The sequence below is a fragment of the Jatrophihabitans sp. genome, from assembly GCA_036399055.1.
In the GTDB taxonomy this organism is placed as follows: domain Bacteria; phylum Actinomycetota; class Actinomycetes; order Mycobacteriales; family Jatrophihabitantaceae; genus Jatrophihabitans_A.
This window is the reverse complement of the sequence record DASWNX010000042.1, coordinates 1-19,147: the sequence shown is the minus strand read 5'-3', so window position 1 is coordinate 19,147 and position 19,147 is coordinate 1. Positions and strand designations below refer to the sequence as shown.

Here is a 19,147-nt window from a genome sequence, read left to right as displayed (position 1 = left end):
AATTTAAATGGCTCAAAAGGGTTCGAAGAAGTGACTCCCGGGAGTTTTTACCGAATGGGTGCCGTCACTGAGTACGGCGTAGCTAACGCAATTTCAAGGGCGACTAACGCTGCTGAGCGCGTCCTTGACTCATGGTCACTACTCAAAGATACATTGCCAACGCCACAGTACGAGCATCTGACGCGCCGTCTCACAACGCTTCCACTCGCTGGACTACGTAAGGAATAAGTGTACTTATTATAGTACCGAAATTATTGATTGCCACAATGCGAACGTGCTGCCGGCAGAAGCATTGCGAGCCTACGCAAAGCTGAACACCATGCTGTAGCCGGTCGCCCCAACTTCAATCTCTGAAGTGCGCGGCTTAGCGATTCCAGTGGCGTTGCTGATACTCGGCGGGCGACGGCCTCGGCTCGGTGGACGGGTCGATGGCCGCCGACAACGAGGCAGACCGCATAGAGGCCCGCTACCCGGACGGCTCGCCGGTGGTCCTAGTTGACTGGGTCGGCTGGAGCGCGGGACCCGTGTCAGCAACGGAACTCGAAGCCGGCCAGCGGCCAAGCATCGAGGGTTGCTGCACACGCTCGGTGCCAGCCACGGCTGGACTGACACGGGCACTGCATGCGTTGACCGGTTGGCCGCTCATTCCGCCGTCCGATGCAGGGCGTCGGGAATGGGCGCGCAGAGCGGTTGGTTGTCGGGGAGGATCGCAGTATTGTCTTGTAGTCCGATCGGAAAGACAGAGCCAATAGGAGTTTGGATGAGAACGACCACCCACGCCACCTCCCGCAGGGGTGCGGCGTTAGTCGCAGCCGCAGTGTCTGTCCTGCTGGCGCTGACCGGCTGCTCGTCGTCCAATGCCTCGGCCGGCGGCCAGCTGTCCCTGGTCGCGTTCTCGGTGCCCAAGCCCGCCTACGAGGCGCTCACGGCGGCGTTCTCGGCCACCGACAAGGGCAAGGGCGTCAGCTGGGCCGCCTCCTACGGCGCCAGCGGCACCCAGAGCCAGTCGGTCAGCAACGGCCAGAAAGCCGACTACGTCGCGCTCTCGCTTGAGCCGGACATGACCAAGCTGGTGCCTAAGTTCGTCGATCCGAGCTGGAACACCGGCCCCACCAAAGGCATGGTGTCGAGCTCGGTCGTCGTGATCGCGGTGCGCAAGGGCAATCCGCTGCAGATCAAGGGCTGGGACGACCTGATCAAGCCCGATGTCGACATCGTCACGCCCGACCCCGGCTCCTCCGGCGGGGCCAAGTGGAACGTCCTGGCCGCCTACGCCCACATCCTCGCCCACGGCGGGACCGAGGCGCAGGCGCAGGACTACCTCAAGGCGTTCTTCGCCAACGTGGTCAGCAAGCCCTCCAGCGCCGCCAACGCGACCTCGACGTTCCTCAACGGCACCGGTGACGTGCTGCTGTCCTATGAGAACGAGGCCATCGCGGCGCGGCAGAAGGGCCAGCCGCTGGACTACGTGGTTCCGGCCGAGTCGATCCTGATCGAGAACCCGGGAGCAGTCACCAAGACCGCGCCGCAATCGGCCAAGGACTTCCTGGAGTTCGTGCGCGGCGAGGCGGGGCAGAAGGTCTTCATCGCCAAGGGCTTCCGGCCGGTGATCTCCGACGTCGCGGTGGGCAGCGTGGCCGGCGCCAACGACCCGGCCAACCCGTTTCCGGAGGTCGCCAAGCTGCAGACCATCGCAGACCTCGGTGGCTGGAGCGCGGTGAACAAGAAGTACTTCGACAAGACCACCGGAATCGTGACCCGGATCATCAGCGGCGCCAGTGGCTGAGCTCAGGGTCGCGCCGGCCGGGTTGAGGCCCGCGCCGCGGAGACAGGCCAGCCGACCTTCGGAGGAGCGGCAGCGACTGGGCGCCGCCTCGGGCGCGGGCCTGGGGCTGGCGGTGCTCTGGCTGAGCCTGCTGGTGCTGGTGCCGCTGGCCGCGGTGGTGGCCAAGGGAGCCGGCGCCGGGCTGGATGACTTCTGGGCCGCCGTCACCACCTCAGAGGCGTTGTCGGTGATCCGGCTGACCGTGCTGGCCGCTGTCGCGGTCAGCCTGATCAACGCGGTGATGGGCACCCTGATCGCCTGGGTGCTGGTGCGCGAGGACTTCGCCGGCAAGCGGGTGCTCGAGGTGCTGATCGACATTCCGTTCGCCCTGCCGACGATCGTCGCCGGGCTGGTGCTCAACACCCTGTACGGCCCGCACAGCCCGATCGGGGTGAACTGGTACGCCACCCGGCCGGGTGTGCTGGTGGCGCTGCTGTTCGTGACCCTGCCGTTCGTGGTGCGCACCGTCGAGCCGGTGCTGCTGTCGCTGGAGACCGACGCCGAGCAGGCCGCCGCCTCGCTCGGCGCAGGTCCCATCCGGACGTTCACGCGGATCGTGCTGCCCGCCATCGTGCCGGCGATCGCCGCGGGGGCCTCGCTGGCGTTCGGCCGGGCGATGGGGGAGTACGGCGCGGTCATCCTGATCTCCGGCCAGCTGCCCCGGACCCAGGTCGCCTCGCAGTACATCTTCCAGCAGATCGAGAGCGGCTACCTGCCCGACGCCGCGGCGACGGCGACCGTGCTGCTGCTGATCAGCGTGCTGGTGCTGGCCTCGCTGCGCGGCCTGCAGCGCTGGGCGGCGCGCCGTGGCTGAGCGAGCAGTGGCCGAGCGGGCGGGGGACGAGCGGTCAGGGGCTGAGCGAGCGGTCACAGCGCAGTCCCGGCCGGTGACCGGCCGGCCGGCCCGGCGGCGGCGGACCAGCCGCAGTCGGTGGGCGCTGCGCCTGGTGGCGGTGGGCTACGTGGGCATCCTGGTGGCCCTGCCGGTGGGACTGGTGCTGTGGCGCGCCGTCGACCAGGGCGCGGGCGCCTTCGTCGACGCCGTCAGCGGTCCCGAGGCGATGGCCGCCTTCCGGCTGACCGCGATCGTGGCCGGGTCGGCGGTGGTGATCAACACCGTCTTCGGGGTGGGCGCGGCGCTGCTGCTGGCCCGCTACCAGTTTCGTGGCCGGCGGCTGATGGACCTGCTGATCGACCTGCCGATCTCGGTGTCGCCGATCATCGTGGGGCTGGCGCTGATCCTGGCGTTCGGCTGGACCACCGGCTGGTTCGGTCCGGCGCTGCAGGACGCCGGCGTGCAGCTCATCTTCGCCACCCCGGGAATGGTGCTGGCGACCGCGTTCGTGTCACTGCCGCTGGTGGTCCGCGAGGTGCTGCCGGTGCTCACCGAGACCGGCCTGGAGCAGGATCAGGCCGCCCGGTCCCTGGGCGCCAACGCCGTGCAACGGTTCCGCCGGATCACCCTGCCCACCATCAAGTGGGCCCTGGCCTACGGCGTGGTGCTCAGCGTCGCCCGAGCGCTGGGTGAGTTCGGCGCCGTCCGGGTGGTCTCGGGCAACGTCGGCGGCCAGACCCAGACGGTGACGCTGCTGGTCGACGAGCGCGCCGAGCAGTTCGAGCCGGGCGCGTACCAGCTCTCGGTGGTGCTGATCGCGGTGGCCGCGCTGAGCATCGTGATCATCTCGATAATCCGTCCTCGCGAGCAGAGTGAGAAGTAGGCAATGGGCATCCAGACCCGGGGTATCACCAAGCGCTTCGGCGACTTCGTCGCGCTGGAGGACATCGACCTCGACGTCGCGAGCGGTCAGCTGACCGCGCTGCTCGGTCCCAGCGGCGGCGGCAAGTCCACCCTGCTGCGGATCATCGGCGGCCTGGAAGAGGCCGACAGCGGGTCGGTGGTGATCGACGGCGTGGAGGCCACCGACATCCCCGCTCAACGCCGCAACGTCGGCTTCGTCTTCCAGCACTACGCGGCCTTCAAGCACCTGTCGGTCTACCGGAACGTCGCCTTCGGCCTGGAGATCCGCAAGCGGCCCACCGCTGAGATCCGGCAGCGGGTGCAGGAGCTGCTGGAACTGGTGCACCTGGACCAGTTCGCCGACCGGCTGCCGTCCCAGCTCTCCGGCGGGCAGCGGCAGCGGATGGCGCTGGCCCGGGCGCTGGCCGTCGAGCCGAGAGTGCTGCTGCTGGACGAGCCGTTCGGCGCGCTGGACGCCAAGGTGCGCAAGGAGCTGCGGGACTGGCTGCGCCGGCTGCACGACGAGGTGCACGTCACCACCGTGTTCGTCACCCACGATCAGGAGGAGGCGCTGGAGGTCGCCGACTCGCTCGTGGTGATCAACCACGGCCGGATCGAGCAGGTCGGCAGCCCCAATGAGCTCTATGACCATCCGGTCAACGACTTCGTGATGGGCTTCCTCGGCCCGGTGACCCGGCTGGGCGAGCACCTGGTCCGCCCCCACGACATCGAGGTGCTGACCGCCGACAGCGTCGGAGCGGTGCCGGCCAGCGTGCGACGGCTCACCCGGGTGGGCTTTCAGGTCCGGGCCGAACTGCGCGCGGACGGGCCCGGGCTGGGTGGATCGGCGCCCGGCGGATCGGCACCCGGCGGATCGGCGACGCAGGGATCAGAGCTCGGCGGGCCTGCTTCCGACGAGCTCGCCACCGCTGTGCAGCTGACCCGCGGCCAGGCCGACGCGCTGGGCCTGCGGGTCGGCAGCCGGGTGTGGTTGCGGCCCTCGCCGCACGCCAGCGTGCTGACGGCTGGCTGAGCGAGGGCTCGGCTGAGCCGGGCGCGACCGGGCTGCTCGGCCAGGCGGGGCGGGGCTGGGCGGGGCGTGGGCGTGGGCGGGGCGTGGGCGAGCTTTCCTCCTTTTCCCACCGGGTTTGAGAGTATGCGCGGGTGGAGATCTCAGCGAAGAGTGACTACGCGGTGCGGGCACTGCTGGCCCTGGCGGCCCGGGCGCCCGACCTGGTCAAGATCGACGTCGTGGTGGGTGAGCAGCAGCTGCCCCGAAAGTTCGTCGAGGCGATTCTGGGCGACCTGCGGCGGGCCGGCATCGTCCGGTCGATGCGTGGCTCCGAGGGCGGCTACGCCCTGGCCCGGCCGGCCAGCGAGATCTCGATCGGCTCGGTGATCCGAGCCGTCGACGGACCGCTGGCCGAAGTCCGGGGCCTGCGTCCGGACGAGATGAACTACACCGGCCTGGCCCAGCACCTGCCCGGCCTGTGGGTGGCGGTGCGGGCCAGCCTGCGCAAGGTGCTGGACGAGACCTCGCTGCAGCAACTGCTCACCGGCAAGCTGCCGCCGCACGTGCGCAAGATGGTGGATGACCCGCAGGCCTGGGCCCGGCGCGCCCGGTGACGGCGCGAGCCGATCAAGAGGGCGAGCGGATGCGACTGGAGCTGGTTCTCGGCGACATCACCGAGCAGCACGTCGATGCGGTGGTCAATGCCGCGAACTCCAGCCTGCTCGGCGGTTCGGGAGTGGACGGGGCCATACATCGCAGGGGCGGGCCGGAGATCGTCCGGGCTTGCCGGGCACTGCGCGCCGACGCCTATCCGCACGGGCTGCCGACCGGCCACGCCGTGGCGACCACCGCCGGCCGGCTGCCGGCCCGCTGGGTGATCCACACCGTCGGGCCGGTCTACTCCGACACCGAGGACCGCGGCGACCTGCTGCGCTCCTGCTACCGCCGGTCGCTGCAGGTGGCTGACGAGCTGGGCGCCGGCTCGGTCGCGTTTCCGCTCGTCTCGGCAGGGGCCTACCGATGGCCGGTGCGCAGCGCCGTCGAGGTGGCCGTGGACGTGCTGCGCTCGGCACGGCCGCCAGGCACGTCCGTCAAGACAGCGCGGTTGGTGCTCTGGCAGCCCGAGACGCTCGACATCGCGCGCGAGGTGCTGGCCGCTGCCACCGGGTCAGCGGGCGGCACCGCTTAGGCTGTCAGCGTGAGCACCCGTGCGAAGACCCGGACCCTGCCCGTCTCAGGCGGTGGCGTGATCAAACGGACCGTGCTGCCCGGCGGCCTGCGCATCGTCACCGAGGCGATGCCAGGCGTGCGCTCGGCCAGCGTCGGCATCTGGGTCGGCGTCGGCTCACGTGACGAGTCGCCCTCGGTCGCCGGCGCCAGCCACTTCCTGGAGCACCTGCTGTTCAAGGGCACCCGGCAACGGTCGGCGCTGGACATCGCGATGGCGATGGACACCATCGGCGGTGAGTTCAACGCCTTCACCGAGAAGGAGCACACCTGCTTCTACGCCACCGTGCTGGACCAGCAGCTGCCGATCGCGGTCGACATCATCGCCGACGTGGTGCTCAATGCCACCATCGCCGCCGCCGACGTCGACGTCGAGCGCACCGTGGTGCTGGAAGAGATCTCGATGCGCGATGACGACCCCTCGGACCTGGTGCACGACGAGTTCTCCGCCGCGCTGTTCGGAGACTCGCCGCTGGGCAGGTCCATCCTGGGCAGCGAGGACTCGATCAACCAGCTGAGCCGGAGGCAGATCCACGGCTACTACTCGCGGCGCTACCGGCCCTCGGAGATGGTGGTCTCGGTCGCCGGCAACATCTCCCACGCCGAGGTCGTCCGGTTGGTGCGCGCCGCTTTCACCGGTCGGCTCTTCGACGGCGACGCCGGCGCCCAGCCCCGTCCGGACCGCCGGCTGCACACCGCGCCGGTCCGGCCGGTCAGCGTCGTGGCCGATGACACCGAGCAGGCCAACATCGTCCTGGGGTCGATGGGGTTGTCCCGCTTCGACGAGCGCCGCTTCGTCCTGGGAGTGCTGACCACGGCGATCGGCGGTGGCATGTCCTCGCGGCTGTTCCAGCAGATCCGTGAACAGCGGGGCCTGGCCTACTCCACCTACTCCTTCACCTCCTCCTACGCCGGCGACGGGCTGTTCGGCCTGTACGCCGGCTGCCAGCCCGGCAAGGCTGACGAGGTGGTCTCGATCATGACGTCGGTGTTGCGCTCGGTCGCCGCCGACGGCCTCAGCGCCGACGAGATCGAGCGCGGCAAGGGCCAGTTGCGCGGAGGCATGGTGCTGGGCCTGGAGGACTCCGGATCGCGGATGACCAGGATCGGCAAGGCAGAGCTGACCTATGGCGACGTGCTGGGCCTGGATGACCTGCTGGGGCTGGTCGAGGCGGTCACCCTCGATCAGGTCAACGAGCTGGCCGCCGAGCTGGCCGCCCAGCCGACCTGCCTGACCGTGGTGGGCCCGTTCGGCGAGCACGACTTCGACTCTGCCGTCTAGAGCGGTCGCAGAAGGGACTCTGGAAAGTGAGCGAACTGATTGCGGTGGCGGTGCTGGGCGCGCGCGGCCGGATGGGCCAGCAGGTCTGCGCCGCGGTGGAGGCGGCCGCAGACCTGGAACTGGTGGCCTCGATCGACCTCGGCGATCCGATCTCGGCCGCCGTCGAGTCGGGCGCGAAGGTGCTGGTGGACTTCACCCATCCCGACGGTGTGATGGACAACCTGGCCTTCGCGGTCGAGCACGGCATGCACGCCGTCGTGGGCACCACCGGATTCACCGACGACAAGCTGAGCACCGTGGCGCAATGGCTGGCCGACAAGCCCGAGCTGGGGGTGCTGGTGGCGCCGAACTTCGGCATCGGCGCGGTGCTGGCGATGAAGTTCGCCCAGCTGGCAGCGCCCTATTTCGAATCGGCCGAGGTCATCGAGCTGCACCATCCGCAGAAGGTGGACGCGCCGTCGGGCACCGCCACCTCCACCGCGCGGCTGATCGCGGCGGCCCGCGGCCGAGCCGGCATGAGCGCCCCGCCGGACGCGACCACGGCCGAGGTCGACGGCGCCCGGGGCGCCGACATCGACGGGGTGCGGGTGCACTCGGTCCGGGCCACCGGCCTGGTCGCCCATCAAGAGGTGCTGTTCGGCACCGAGGGCGAGACGCTGACGATCCGGCACGACTCGCTGAACCGGTCCTCGTTCATGCCCGGGGTGCTGCTGGCCGTCCGCGAGGTCGGCAACCGGCCGGGCCTCACCGTCGGCCTGGACTCGTTGCTGGGGCTGTGACCGGGGCCGAAGGCGAACCGGCGCGCGCCAGGCGGGTCAACCCGCTGGCGGTGGTCGCCGTGCTGGTGGCGGCGATGGCGTTCTACTTCGCGCTGATCGGCTACCGCGGGCTGTACCTGCTGGGCGAGGACCGTTGGGTCCTCAAGGCGCTGGGGGCCGCCGTCCTGGTGCTGCCGGTGGTCGGCGGCTGGGTGGTGGTCGCCGAACTGCGCTTCGGCCTGGCCAGCCAGCGGCTGGAGCGCCGGATGCGCGAGGCGGGGGAGTCCACCGCGCTGCCGGCGCTGCCCAGGCTGCCGTCGGGCCGGCTGGACCGCGCGGCGGCCGACGGCTGGTTCGACCAGCAGCGGTCTGTGGTCGAGCGCGCTCCGCAGGACTGGCGGGCCTGGTTCCGGCTGGCCCAGGCCTATGACCTGGCCGGGGACCGCAAGCGGGCCCGCGAGGCGCTGCGCACCGCCATCGACAAGGCCGGGCAGGGCAGCTAGCCAGCGCCGGGCGGCAGATCCGGCCGGTGCGTCAGGAACCAGTCGATCTTGCGAGCAGCGTCCTCCGGCGCTTGACAGCAACGCCATCGGCGACTCCACGCCCACCTTTGACGCACCGGTTCGAAGACGTCAGTCCAGAGGTCGTAGGCGCACAGTCCGTGCGCGCGCAGGACACCGCGCCAGCGCCGCTCGACCAGGACCTCGATTCCCGTCGCCTGATGCCGCTCGTTCAACGCCGCGGCCGCAGCGGCGAGTTCTCGCTCAAGGTCGTCGCTCACACGACCGGAGGGTAATGCGGATGCCCCCGCATCGTGGGACCTCCTCACGCCCTGACAGCGGCTCGCTAGCGCTCGCCGCGGTGTGGGATTGCGCGGCTGCCTAGCGCTCGCCGCGGCGCACCACGGGGATGTCGGACTGGCCGACGTTCTTCTCCAGCCAGTCGATCAGCGGCTGCATCGCGCGCCAGGCCTTGACCACCTCGGCCTTCACGCGCGGGGTCCGCAGCCAGTCCGGGGAGCCGAACTCGCGGGTGGCGTAGATCGACTTGCGCCGCAGCAGGTCCTGGCGCGGGTGGTCCTTGGGGTAACCGCTCGGAATCCGGCTCAGCTGCTCGCCGTTGATCACCAGCCGGGCCTTCTCGGCGAGGGCGATCACCTGCGTCAGCGCCTGGCCCGGCAGCTCCTCGGCGACCGCCCGGCGGTAGCGGGACAGCTGGTCAGAGGCCATGTCGTAGAAGCCGCCGCTGGCGTACAGGCCCGCCGCCGAGACCTGCAGGTAGCGCCGGGACTCGGCGAAGTAGACGCCCTGGTGGGTCTTGTACGGCGTCTTGTCCTTGGAGAACCGGACGTCGCGAAACGGCCGGAAGAACTTGGCCGTGCCGAACTCCGGACCCAGCTCGGCGGCCAGCTCCTGCAGCGGCGCCTTGACCTGCTCGTCATAGACCTGGCGGTGCGCCGTCCAGAACGACTTGGAGTTGTCAGCCTCGAGGTCTTCGTAGAAGTCCAGCGCGGCGAAGGAGATCCCGTCGAAGCTCATCAGGGCGTCTCTTCTGCCTCAGCAAGCGAGGCGTGCAGCCGCAGTTCGGTGACCGAGCCGGCGCCGGTGTCCAGATCGCGCCGCAGGCCGTCGGCCTCCCAGCCGGCTGAGCGGTAGAACTGCAGCGAGACGGCGTCGGCCACCGGCACCCAGGCCACCAGCCGGCTGGCGCCGGCCGCCCGCGCGGTGTCGGCCACCGCCGCCAGCAGCCGTGAGCCGTGCCCGCGCCGGCCCCAGCGCGGCTCGACCAGCAGCATGCTGATCGCGGCGGTCGTGTCGGGGTCGGGGTCCTGTGGCTGGCGGTCGGCGTCCGGGCCGAAGGCGGTGAAGCCGACCCGGGACTCACCTTCCATCGCCACCAGCACGTGGTGACTCAACGACGGCGGCGCGGTGATCGCGGCGTGCCAACTGGCCGCGACGTCCTCGACGCTCAGCGCCTGCAGGATCTCGGCGGGCAGCACTGTCTGGTACGCCAGCCGCCAGGTGTCGAGCTGGATCCGGGCCAGGTCGGCCACGTCGTCCGCGCTTGCCGGCCGAACACTCACATCTGCCACGCCAGACAGCCTAGGCGACTCGGTCCTACGCCGGTCGGCGTGGCCAAGCCGCTGTCAGACCGACATGGTCAAATGGGGCATGCCCTCAGCTGACCTGTCCGCCGCGGCGGCGCGGCGGATCGCCCTGGCGGCCCAGGGCTTCGGCTCACCGCGGCCTGCCGGGGCGGTCACCGCCCGGCACATCCGCAAGGTGGTCGACACCATGGGGCTGTTGCAGCTGGACTCGGTCAACGTGCTGTCCCGGTCGCACTACCTGCCGGTGTTCGCCCGGCTCGGGCCCTACCCTCGCGAGATCCTGGACCGGCTGACCGGGCACACCGCCGGCCGGTTGCAGCGTGAGTACGTCGAGTACTGGGCGCACGAGGCGTCGCTGATCCCACTGGCCACCCACCCGCTGTTGCGCTGGCGGATGGCGCGGGCCCACGACGAGTCCTGGGGCGGTATGCAGCGGATCGCCAAGGAGCAGCCGCAGCTGCTGGACGAGATCCGCCGGCTGATCGCCGAGCGGGGGCCGATCCGCAGCGCCGACGTGACGCAGGAGCGCCGGCCGCGCACGCCGGGTCAGATGTGGAACTGGAACGACGGCAAGGTGGCCCTGGAATACCTGTTCTGGGCGGGCGAGGTGGGCGCGGCCCGCCGGGTGAACTTCGAACGGCAGTACGACCTCATCGAGCGGGTGTTGCCGGCGCACATTCACAGCCAGCCGACGCCGGCTCGGGCCGACGCCCAGCGGGAGCTGGTCAGGATCGCCGCCCGGGCCTACGGCGTGGCCACCGAGCCGGACCTGGGCGACTACTTCCGGCTGCCCCGGGCCGAGTCGAAGCTGCGGGTCGCCGAACTCGTCGAGGCCGGTGAGCTGCTGCCGGTGACGGTCGCGGGCTGGAACGCCCCCGGCTACCTGTGGCCGGCGGCGCGCCGGCCCCGCCAGGTGCGGGCCAGGGCGCTGCTCAGCCCGTTCGACCCGCTGATCTGGTTCCGGGACCGGGCCAAGAGGCTGTTCGGCTTCCACTACCGGATCGAGATCTACACCCCGGCCGCGCAGCGGGTGCACGGCTATTACGTGCTGCCGTTCCTGCTCGGCGAGTCTCTGGTGGGCCGGGTGGACCTCAAGGCCGACCGGCAGGCCGGCGTGCTCAGGGTCCAGTCGGCCTGGGGCGAGCCCGACGTCAAGCACGATGAGGTCGCCGTCGAGCTGGCCGCGGAGCTGGCCGAGCTGGCGGCCTGGCTCGGGCTCGACGGCGTGCAGGTCACCGGCCCGGGCGACCTGGCGCCGGCGCTGGCGGCCGCGTTAAGCGCCACGGTCGGCTAGCCGGCTGACCTTCTCGGCCCGTCGCCAGCGTCTCGGATGACCCGTTCCAGGTACTTCGTGATCTCGTCGGGCGGCATACCAAGCTCGCGAAGGTCGATAGCTAGGTTCTTCAACGCCCGAGTGGCTGCTTCCTCAAAGTGGTCCAACTCCGCCGCCAACCGCACGTACAACGTGGCTGCTTCCTCGTCGGCATCTCTGGCGGCTACGTGTTGAGATAGCGCTGACAGGTAGATGCCGAGTCTAACGAGACTCTGAGCGAGGTCGGGGGTGAACGCGTCGGGCTGGGCGTCGGCTAGGGCGCGGCGCAGCTGGACGGCTTCGGTGATGGCGGTCAGAGCCTCCTCGCGGTGGCCCAATGCGGCCAGCCCGTTGGACAGGTTGTTCAGCGAGGTGGCTAGGTCAGAGGTAAACGCGTCGGGCCGGACGGTGGCCAGGGCGCGGTAGAGGTCGGTGGCTTCGATGATCGCGGTCAGGGCCTCCTCGCGGCGGCCCAGATCGGCCAGCCGATTGGACAGGTTGTTCAGCGACCTGGCCAGGTCGGGGGTGAACGCCTCGGGTCGGGCGGCGGCCAGGGCGCGGCGCAGCTGGACGGCCTCAGTGATCACGGTCAGGGCCTCCTCGTGGCGGCCCAGGTCGGCGAGCCCGTTGGACAGGTTGTTCAGCGACCTGGCCAGGTCGGGGGTGAACACCTCGGGCCGGGCGGCGGCCAGGGCGCGGTAGAGGTCGGTGGCTTCGGTGATCGTAGTCAGGGCTTCCTCGTGGCGGCCCAGGTCGGCCAGCTCGTTGGACAGGTTGTTCAGCGACCCAGCCAGGTCGGGGGCGAACGCCTCGGGCCGGGCGGCGGCCAGGGCGCGGGAGAGGTCGGTGGCTTCGGTGATGGCGGTCAGGGCTTCCTCGTGGCGGCCCAGGTCGGCCAGCCCGCCGGTGAGGTTGTTCAGCGACATGGCCAGGTCGGCGGTGAACGCGTCGGGCCGGGCGGCAGCCAGGGCGCGGCGCAGCTGGACGGCTTCGGTGATCGCGGCCAGGGCTTCCTCGTGGCGGCCCAGGCCGGCGAGCCCGTTGGAGAGGTTGTTCAGTGAGGCGGCGAGGTTGGGGGTGAACGCCTCGGGCTGGGCGGCGGCTAGTGCCCGACGCAGCTGGACGGCTTCGGTGATCGCGGCGAGGGCCTCCTCGCGGCGGCCCAAGGCGGCCAGCCGATTGGACAGGTTGTTCAGTGACGTGGCGAGGTCGGGGGTGAACGAGTCGGGTCGGGCGGTGGCTAGTGCCCGGCGCAGCTGGACGGCTTCGGTGATCGCGGCGAGGGCCTTCTCGCGGCGGCCCAGGTCGGCCAGCCGGATGGACATGTTGTTCAGCGACCCGGCCAGGTCGGGGGTGAACGCCTCGGGCTGGGCGGTGGCCAGGGCGCGGCGCAGCTGAACAGCTTCGGTGATCGCCGTCAAGGCCTCCTCGCGGCGGCCCAGATCGGCCAACCGATTGGACAGGTTGTTCAGCGAGGTGGCGAGCTCGGGGGTGAACGCGTCGGGCTGGGCGTCGGCTAGGGCGCGGCGCAGCCGGACGGCTTCGTTGATCGTGGTAAGGGCCTCCTCGCGGCGGCCCAGATCGGCCAACCGATTGGACAGATTGTTCAGCGAGGTGGCGAGGTCAGAGGTGAACGCCTCGGGCTGGGCGGTGGCCAGGGCGCGGTAGTGGTCGGTGGCTTCGGTGATCGCGATCAGGGCCTCTTCGCGGCGGCCCAGATCCGCCAGCCGGATGGAGAGGTTGTTCAAGGCAGAGGACAAATGAGGCTTGGTGTCGCTGTTTGGAAGCCTTCGAAGTGCCTGGACGAGGGCTGCGGACAGGTGTACGGCGGCTTCAGCGAGGATGAGACTCTGGTCGGGCATCTGGTTGGCGAAAGAACTGAGCTGGCGGGGGCCGAACGTGTCAGCTGCGGTGGTGACTGCGGCGAGCAACGGCTGCGGTTCCGCCGTTTCGGTGATTACCTGCAGGGCAAGGCCGGCAAGAGCGAGGCCGAGGTCGCTGCCGCTGAACAGGTCGATCAGCTGCTGATGGAGCTGATCTTTGGTGCTGTCGCTGACGGTGGGGTTGGCAAGGACTCGAGCGAGCACAGTCAGCGCCTGGTGTTGCTGGGCGTGACTAGCTGCGTTCATGAGTTGGAGGAGCAGTGACGGTCGGCGGCTGAGGATGTCGGCAACGAGGTGCTCACCCATCCGGTCGGGTTGCAGGCCGCCCCACTCATGGCCGGACGCGGCGGGGTAGAGCTCGCTTAGCCAGTCCGCGACGGCCTTGCGGTCGTCCTCGGTCCGCTGCTGCATCCCCGGTAGCGGGGTGAGCACCGCCAGCGCCTCATCGCGGCTCGCGGCACCGCACAGAGTCGCTACGGTGACCGCCTGGGCGAGGCTATCCCGGTGCAGGCCTAGCCGGGCGGGGGCGGTCGCAGCCCAGTACTTCTGCTCGTGCCGACTGATCAGCTCCTGCTCGGCGGCCACGCTCCCGGGTGACCCACTGGCAGGTGGGTTGGCGTCTGCGGTGGCCAGCAGACGGAGCAGGGCCGCCAGCTGAAGTGTGAGCGGGCTGCCGTAGCCCGAATCGTCCAGGTCAGATGGCGGGGTCAGGGCCTGGGCGTGAGCGGCCCAGTCCACGCCAGGAACGATCGTGGGCAGCGTGGGAAGGCGGGTCGCGAACGCGGACACCGCGGTTTCGAACGCCGCTGCCCGGGCGGTCGCAGTGGTGTCCAGGGGCGCGAGCTGCTCGGTGGCGCCGACAGGGCCGGCCAGGTCACGGGCAAGCTGATCCCACCACTCCCCGGCGGCGCGGGCCAGCAGCAGCAGCCGGACCGGCGCTCCATCACCTGCCCACAAGCGGCGCAGCAGGTCAGCGATCTCGGCGGCGCGGGTCTCGGCGTAGTCGATGACGAGCAACACCGGCGCGGCCGTGTCGGCGAGCCGATCAACCGGCAGCTGGTTCTGGGCGGTGGGTTCGGAGAGGAAACCGGCGAGCCAGGCTCGGCCGGCGTGCTGGGTGGCACTGTGCTGGCCATGGGCGCTGGGCCGGCCGTTGACAGCCGTCACCAGTTGGCGGGCCAGCCGGGTCTTGCCGAGCCCGCCCTGCCCGGTGATCAGCCGGACGTCAATGTCCGCGTGGGAGTCGGTGCACCACTCGACGAGCTCTGTGAGCAGCTCGGTGCGGCCGTAGAAGTCGACGGTCTCGTAGTCCGCGCGCAACAGCATCGCCGGTGAGGTCCGCTCCGGACGGCGACGGCGGATCTGGCTCTGCTGGGCGGCCGTGGTCAGCAAGGGAGCCAGTTCGACAGAATCCAGCACAGCGGGCACCTGGTGCTGGATCAGCAGCGTGCGGAACCCTTCGTCGGCCATGAAGCGGTAGGCCGGGATCGCGGTGAGCCGGCCGTGACCGTACCCGTCGGTGTCGATCACCAGGACCGCGGTGAGCAACCCGTCGCAGAACACCCCAGCTCCGGACGAGCCCGACCACGGCGATGGAAACTTGTCGTTGGGCACCGGCGCAGCGGAGGTGATGTTCAGATCATGGCGTCCGGTTACCACTCCGCCTGCCGGATTGATGGTGGCGCTGATCTGATCGGATTCCCGGACACCGTTGGGCTCGCGCTGCACCCGCGGAAAGCCGGTAGCCTCGCACCGCACGTCGGGGGATCGGCCGGTCAGCCGGCCCCATCGCACCGGTCCCATCGGAGGCGGTGACCAGTCCCGGTCGATGATCTCCAGCAGGGCTACGTCCAGATCGGCTGCGCTGGCGCTGCTGCGGTGCTCAGCCGGCCAGCAGACTCGTGCCTCGAAAAGTCGAGGCGCCTCCGGCGGCCCGACGACGATGCTGGTCAACGGCGCGCCGGAGGACTCGTCGAACACCACATGAGCGGCCGTGAGGACCAGCCGGGCGGCGATCAACGTGGCTGAGCCGACCGACACCTTCTCACCGCCCGGCAGGTCCGCCTTGACCAGCAGCACCCTCTCGGGCGGCACACCCACCATGACTCAGCGCCCGGCCCTCAGCGGCGTTCTTCGCGGTCGCCGCGTTGGGTTTCCTGGCCGCTTCGGAGCGAGCCGCTCTGGCGCACTTCCTGGTCACTGACCCTGAGCTTTCCGCCGGCGGGGTCCAGCGGAGTCAGCTGCATGGTCACCTTCTGGGTCGACTCGGCGGCGTGCTTGCCGCTGACGCCAGCGTCGACCACCCAGAACTTGACCCCTGCCCGGCCTTCGGCCTCCCGGCGGGTCAGCAGGGTGAACTCGACCGATATCGGCCCGACCTCAATCGGAAAGGCTGGATCACGCTCGGCGTGCGCGGCGCGCAGTTGATCGCGCAGCGCGGAGATGAAGTCGACCAGCGGAACTGGCTCCTGCGTTATGTCCACAATGACCCCCGAGGCGACCTTGGTAACGTCGAATTGATCATGCCATCGGCAGGTTGGTCCATCACAATGCACATGGCAAAGAGGTAGCTGTGCCCGGCTAGGCGGCAAGAGAGGCAGGCGATGACGGCTTTTCCCGAGCTGCTCGACGACGCCCGGCGGCTCAGCGACGCCGGCCGGCGGCAGATCCTCGGCATCACCGGCCCACCCGGAGCGGGCAAGTCCACGCTGGCGCAGCGGCTGGTGGCCGCGCTCGGACCGCAGCGGGCCGTGCTGGTGGGCATGGACGGCTTTCACCTCGCCGACGCCGAGTTGCGCCGCACCGGCCGGCGGGCTCGCAAGGGCGCGCCGGACACCTTCGACCGCGCTGGCTACGCGTCCCTGCTGGACCGGTTGCGCCGCGAGCCGGGAACCGTCTACGCGCCTGCGTTCGACCGTGCGATCGAGGACTCCATCGCCGCGGCGGTGGCGGTGCCGCCAGAAGCGCCGCTGGTCGTCACCGAGGGCAATTACCTGTTGCTGTGGCCTGAGATCCGCCCGCTGCTGGACCAGGTCTGGTACCTCGACCCGCCTGCCCAAGCCCGCCGGGACGCCCTGATCGCCCGGCACGTGGCTTTCGGCAAGAGCGAGGCCGAGGCCGAGGACTGGGTGCTGGGCTCGGACGAGCGCAACGCCGAGGCGGTCGCCGCCGGCCGGGAGCGGGCCGACCGGGTGCTGGGCTGGACCGCTGACTGAGGACTGGGCGGCGTCTGACCCGTCGACCCTGTCGATCCCGGTCGACCATGGGCGTTAACGCCCGGTACTGCCCGACCCGGCGGTAGCGTATGGGCATGTTGAGTCAGGATCGCACCCGCCCGTTCGGCCGGTTGCTCACCGCCATGGTCACCCCGTTCACCGTCGCCGGTGAGCTGGATCTGCAAGTGGCGCGCGAGCTGGCCCGCTATCTGGTGGATGAGCAGCACAACGACGGCCTGGTGATCAACGGCACCACCGGTGAGGCGCCGACCACCTCCGACGGTGAGAAGGCCGAGCTGCTGGCCGCCGTGGTGGACGCGGTCGGTGACCGGGCCAGCGTCGTGGCCGGTGTCGGCACCTTCGACACCGTGCACTCGATCCAGCTGGCCGAGCAGGCCGCCAAAGCCGGCGCCGACGGCTTGCTGGTGGTCACCCCGTACTACTCCCGGCCCCCGCAGGCCGGGATGCTGCAGCACTTCCGGGCGGTCGCCGACGCCAGCGCCCTGCCGGTGATGCTCTATGACATCCCGGGCCGGAGCGGGGTGCAGCTGGCCAGCGACACGATCATCGAACTCGCCCGCCACGAGCAGGTCGTGGCGGTCAAGGACGCCCGCGGCGAGCCGACGGCCTCGGCCCGGGTGCTGGCCGAGACCGAGCTTGCCTACTACGCCGGTGACGACGCGATGCTGCTTCCGTTGCTGGCGGTGGGCGGAGTCGGCGTGGTCGGCACCTCCACCCACTTCTCCGGCGCGGTGACCAAGCAGGTGCTCGACGCCCATGAGCGGGGTGACAGGGCCGAGGCGCTGCGGCTGTACCGGCAGGTGCTGCCGATCTACACCGGCATATTCCGCACTCAGGGCGTGATCCTGGTGAAGGCCGGTCTGGCGCTGCTGGGCCGGCCGGCGGGGCCGGTCCGGCTGCCGATGGTCGAGGCCACCGAGCACGAGCTGAGCCATCTGCGCCAGGACCTCATCGACGCTGGCCTGGGCGGGGACCGCCTGAGCTAACCGGCCGGGCGGCTAACCGCCTGAGCTAACCGGCCGGGCGGCTAACCGCCCGAGCTAACCGGCCGAGGCCGCTGCCGCCCGCTTCGGTGTCGATGCGCCCTCAACTTGCAGTTGAGCGTTACCGTTGCCAGGTGGCAGCGACACCTGGAACCAGGACCCGACAGCCGGCATCGAAAAAGGCGTCGGGGCCCGGACGTGCCCGCGGCGCCAGCTCGGCCCCAGCCGGCCGCGCCCGGTCCACCGGTCGGGCGGCGCCACGGCCCAGCCGGCAGCAGCCGGCTCGGCAGCAGCCAGCGTTGGCCGCTCTGGGCCGACTGGTCGCCCAGCTCTGGCGAGTGCTCAGCGCAGCCGCCGGAACGCTGGCCCGCGCGGTGGGACGCAACGCGGCCACCGCCCGCGAGCTGGACCCGGCGCACCGCAGGGACGGCGCGGGACTGGCGGTCCTGGCACTGGGCCTGATCTCAGCGATCGCGCTGTGGTTCGCCGCGGCCGGCCCGCTCGGCGCCGCGATCACCGGCCTGTTTCGGCTGCTCGTCGGCGACCTGGCCTTGCTGCTTCCGCCGCTGCTGATCGTCTGGGCAGTGCACCTGCTGCGCCAGCAGCCCCATCCTGAGCGCCGTGGCCGGTTGCTGGTGGGCGGACTGGCGATCTTGGTGACCGTCACCGGCATGCTGCACCTGGGGGCCGGCTCGCCCACCGACGAGACCGGCTGGTCGGCTGCCGGCGGGGTGACCGGAATGCTGGCCGGCCAGCTCGAGCGGGTCCTGCCGGCCGGCCTGGTCGTCCTGGTCCTCTTCCTGCTCGGCGCGTTCGGCGCCCTCGTGGTGACCGCCACCCCGCTGAACCAACTGCCTGGCCTGGTGCGCGAGCTGTTCGCTCCCGGGGAGGAGACGGCCCCGACCACCGGCCGGGGCCGGGCGCCCGCGCCGGACGCCGAGGCAGCCCCGGCCGACGGCGAGGTCGATCTGTTCCTCGACGACCCGTTCCCCGTCCCGGACCCCGCAGCCTTCGGCGACGACGCCGAGCCGATCGCGGCGGCCCGCAAGCCGCGCAAGCCCCGGGTCGTCAAACCGGCCGAGGTCGATGACCTGCCGCCGGTGACCCGGCCCACCCAGCTGGAGCTCCACGGCGGCGCGGCCTACACGCTGCCCCCGTCCGACATCCTCGGCGTCGGCTCCCAGCACCTGGAGCACACCAAGGCCAACGACGAGGTGATCGCCTCGCTGTCGCAGGTGTTCGAGGAGTTCAACGTCGACTGCGCGGTGACCGGCTTCAGCCGCGGGCCGACCGTGACCAGGTACGAGGTCGAGTTGGGCCCCGGCGTCAAGGTCGAGCGGATCATCCAGCTGGCCCGCAACATCGCCTACGCCGTGAAGAGCCCGGACGTCCGGATCATCAGCCCGATCCCCGGCAAGTCCGCCGTCGGCGTCGAGATCCCCAACACCGATCCCGAGATCGTGATGCTGGGCGACGTGCTGCGCTCCAACGTGGCGCTGCGCGATCACCATCCGATGCTGGCCGCGCTGGGCAAGGACGTCGAGGGCGGCTTCGTGGTGGCCAACCTGGCCAAGACCCCACACCTGCTGGTCGCCGGGGCCACCGGTTCCGGCAAGTCCAGCTTCGTCAACTCGATGATCGTCTCCATCCTCCTGCGCTCGACGCCCGAGGAGGTGCGGCTGGTGCTCGTCGACCCCCAGCGGGTCGAGCTGACGATCTACGAGGGCATCCCGCACCTGATCACGCCGATCATCACCAGCCCCAAGAAGGCCGCCGAGGCGCTG

The 19,147-nt window shown here is 70.5% G+C and carries 18 protein-coding genes; 13 read left to right on the top strand and 5 right to left on the bottom strand.

Translation table 11 applies throughout. The features are described 5' to 3' along the window. Positions 1–760: 760 nt before the first annotated feature. From VGB75_19250 to VGB75_19210, 9 genes are all read left to right on the top strand, one after another. Positions 761–1,786, top strand: a complete 1,026-nt coding sequence (locus VGB75_19250; protein ID HEY0169186.1) for an extracellular solute-binding protein — start codon at positions 761–763, stop codon at positions 1,784–1,786. Continuing rightward, positions 1,779–2,639 carry a sulfate ABC transporter permease subunit CysT gene (gene cysT / locus VGB75_19245; protein ID HEY0169185.1) on the top strand — a complete coding sequence of 287 codons (861 nt, stop codon included), beginning with the start codon at positions 1,779–1,781 and terminating at the stop codon, positions 2,637–2,639. The genes VGB75_19250 and cysT overlap by 8 nt, the downstream gene beginning before the upstream one ends. Then, entirely contained in the window at positions 2,632–3,543 is a 912-nt protein-coding gene (locus VGB75_19240) for a sulfate ABC transporter permease subunit (protein HEY0169184.1), read from the top strand. The genes cysT and VGB75_19240 overlap by 8 nt, the downstream gene beginning before the upstream one ends. 3 nt (positions 3,544–3,546) lie before the next feature. Beyond that, a complete protein-coding gene (locus VGB75_19235) occupies positions 3,547–4,596 on the top strand; it encodes a sulfate ABC transporter ATP-binding protein (GenBank protein HEY0169183.1) in 1,050 nt (349 codons plus the stop codon). Between the two features lie 131 nt (positions 4,597–4,727). Then, positions 4,728–5,189, top strand: a complete 462-nt coding sequence (locus VGB75_19230) for an Rrf2 family transcriptional regulator (GenBank protein ID HEY0169182.1) — start codon at positions 4,728–4,730, stop codon at positions 5,187–5,189. Continuing rightward, a complete protein-coding gene (locus VGB75_19225) occupies positions 5,186–5,764 on the top strand; it encodes an O-acetyl-ADP-ribose deacetylase (protein ID HEY0169181.1) in 579 nt (192 codons plus the stop codon). Before VGB75_19230 ends, VGB75_19225 begins: the two co-directional genes overlap by 4 nt. Before the next feature lie 9 nt (positions 5,765–5,773). Then, positions 5,774–7,084 (top strand): pitrilysin family protein, encoded by a 1,311-nt coding sequence (locus VGB75_19220; GenBank protein HEY0169180.1) that lies wholly within the window; start codon positions 5,774–5,776, stop codon positions 7,082–7,084. Positions 7,085–7,110: 26 nt separating this feature from the next. Then, on the top strand, positions 7,111–7,863 hold the full coding sequence (gene dapB / locus VGB75_19215; protein HEY0169179.1) for a 4-hydroxy-tetrahydrodipicolinate reductase: 753 nt from the start codon (positions 7,111–7,113) through the stop codon (positions 7,861–7,863). Then, positions 7,860–8,345 carry a hypothetical protein gene (locus tag VGB75_19210; GenBank protein ID HEY0169178.1) on the top strand — a complete coding sequence of 162 codons (486 nt, stop codon included), beginning with the start codon at positions 7,860–7,862 and terminating at the stop codon, positions 8,343–8,345. Before dapB ends, VGB75_19210 begins: the two co-directional genes overlap by 4 nt. On the opposite strand, the gene VGB75_19205 is transcribed toward VGB75_19210, so the two are convergent. From VGB75_19205 to VGB75_19195, 3 genes are all read right to left on the bottom strand, one after another. Continuing rightward, on the bottom strand, positions 8,342–8,623 hold the full coding sequence (locus VGB75_19205) for a hypothetical protein (GenBank protein ID HEY0169177.1): 282 nt from the start codon (positions 8,621–8,623) through the stop codon (positions 8,342–8,344). The genes VGB75_19210 and VGB75_19205 overlap by 4 nt on opposite strands. A 100-nt stretch (positions 8,624–8,723) precedes the next feature. Then, a complete protein-coding gene (locus tag VGB75_19200) occupies positions 8,724–9,380 on the bottom strand; it encodes a DUF2461 domain-containing protein (protein HEY0169176.1) in 657 nt (218 codons plus the stop codon). Further along, positions 9,380–9,934: a GNAT family N-acetyltransferase gene (locus VGB75_19195; GenBank protein HEY0169175.1), complete on the bottom strand. Its 555-nt coding sequence runs from the start codon at positions 9,932–9,934 to the stop codon at positions 9,380–9,382. The genes VGB75_19200 and VGB75_19195 overlap by 1 nt, the downstream gene beginning before the upstream one ends. 79 nt (positions 9,935–10,013) lie before the next feature. Here VGB75_19195 and VGB75_19190 point away from each other — a divergent pair, with 79 nt between their 5' ends. Beyond that, positions 10,014–11,243, top strand: coding sequence for a crosslink repair DNA glycosylase YcaQ family protein (locus VGB75_19190; GenBank protein HEY0169174.1), 1,230 nt, complete (start codon positions 10,014–10,016; stop codon positions 11,241–11,243). On the opposite strand, the gene VGB75_19185 is transcribed toward VGB75_19190, so the two are convergent. Beyond that, the gene (locus VGB75_19185; protein ID HEY0169173.1) at positions 11,240–15,247 is read right to left on the bottom strand and encodes a tetratricopeptide repeat protein; all 4,008 of its coding nucleotides are present in this window, start codon (positions 15,245–15,247) and stop codon (positions 11,240–11,242) included. The two genes, VGB75_19190 and VGB75_19185, sit on opposite strands and share 4 nt — an antisense overlap. 17 nt (positions 15,248–15,264) lie before the next feature. Further along, entirely contained in the window at positions 15,265–15,627 is a 363-nt protein-coding gene (locus tag VGB75_19180; GenBank protein HEY0169172.1) for a trypco2 family protein, read from the bottom strand. Between the two features lie 87 nt (positions 15,628–15,714). Here VGB75_19180 and VGB75_19175 point away from each other — a divergent pair, with 87 nt between their 5' ends. From VGB75_19175 to VGB75_19165, 3 genes are all read left to right on the top strand, one after another. Continuing rightward, a complete protein-coding gene (locus VGB75_19175) occupies positions 15,715–16,359 on the top strand; it encodes a nucleoside/nucleotide kinase family protein (protein HEY0169171.1) in 645 nt (214 codons plus the stop codon). A 95-nt stretch (positions 16,360–16,454) separates the two neighbouring features. Beyond that, a complete protein-coding gene (dapA, locus tag VGB75_19170; protein HEY0169170.1) occupies positions 16,455–17,366 on the top strand; it encodes a 4-hydroxy-tetrahydrodipicolinate synthase in 912 nt (303 codons plus the stop codon). A 296-nt stretch (positions 17,367–17,662) separates the two neighbouring features. Further along, on the top strand, positions 17,663–19,147 hold a 1,485-nt coding region (locus VGB75_19165), incomplete at its 3' end, for a DNA translocase FtsK 4TM domain-containing protein (GenBank protein HEY0169169.1).

Bases quoted from the DNA above. Each gene is read 5' to 3' on its own strand.
- VGB75_19250 (HEY0169186.1), top strand. From the start codon at position 761: ATGAGAACGACCACCCACGCCACCTCCCGCAGGGGTGCGGCGTTAGTC.
- VGB75_19235 (HEY0169183.1), top strand. From the start codon at position 3,547: ATGGGCATCCAGACCCGGGGTATCACCAAGCGCTTCGGCGACTTCGTC.
- VGB75_19200 (HEY0169176.1), bottom strand. From the start codon at position 9,380: ATGAGCTTCGACGGGATCTCCTTCGCCGCGCTGGACTTCTACGAAGAC.
- VGB75_19190 (HEY0169174.1), top strand. From the start codon at position 10,014: ATGCCCTCAGCTGACCTGTCCGCCGCGGCGGCGCGGCGGATCGCCCTG.
- VGB75_19185 (HEY0169173.1), bottom strand. From the start codon at position 15,247: ATGGTGGGTGTGCCGCCCGAGAGGGTGCTGCTGGTCAAGGCGGACCTG.
- dapA (HEY0169170.1), top strand. From the start codon at position 16,455: ATGTTGAGTCAGGATCGCACCCGCCCGTTCGGCCGGTTGCTCACCGCC.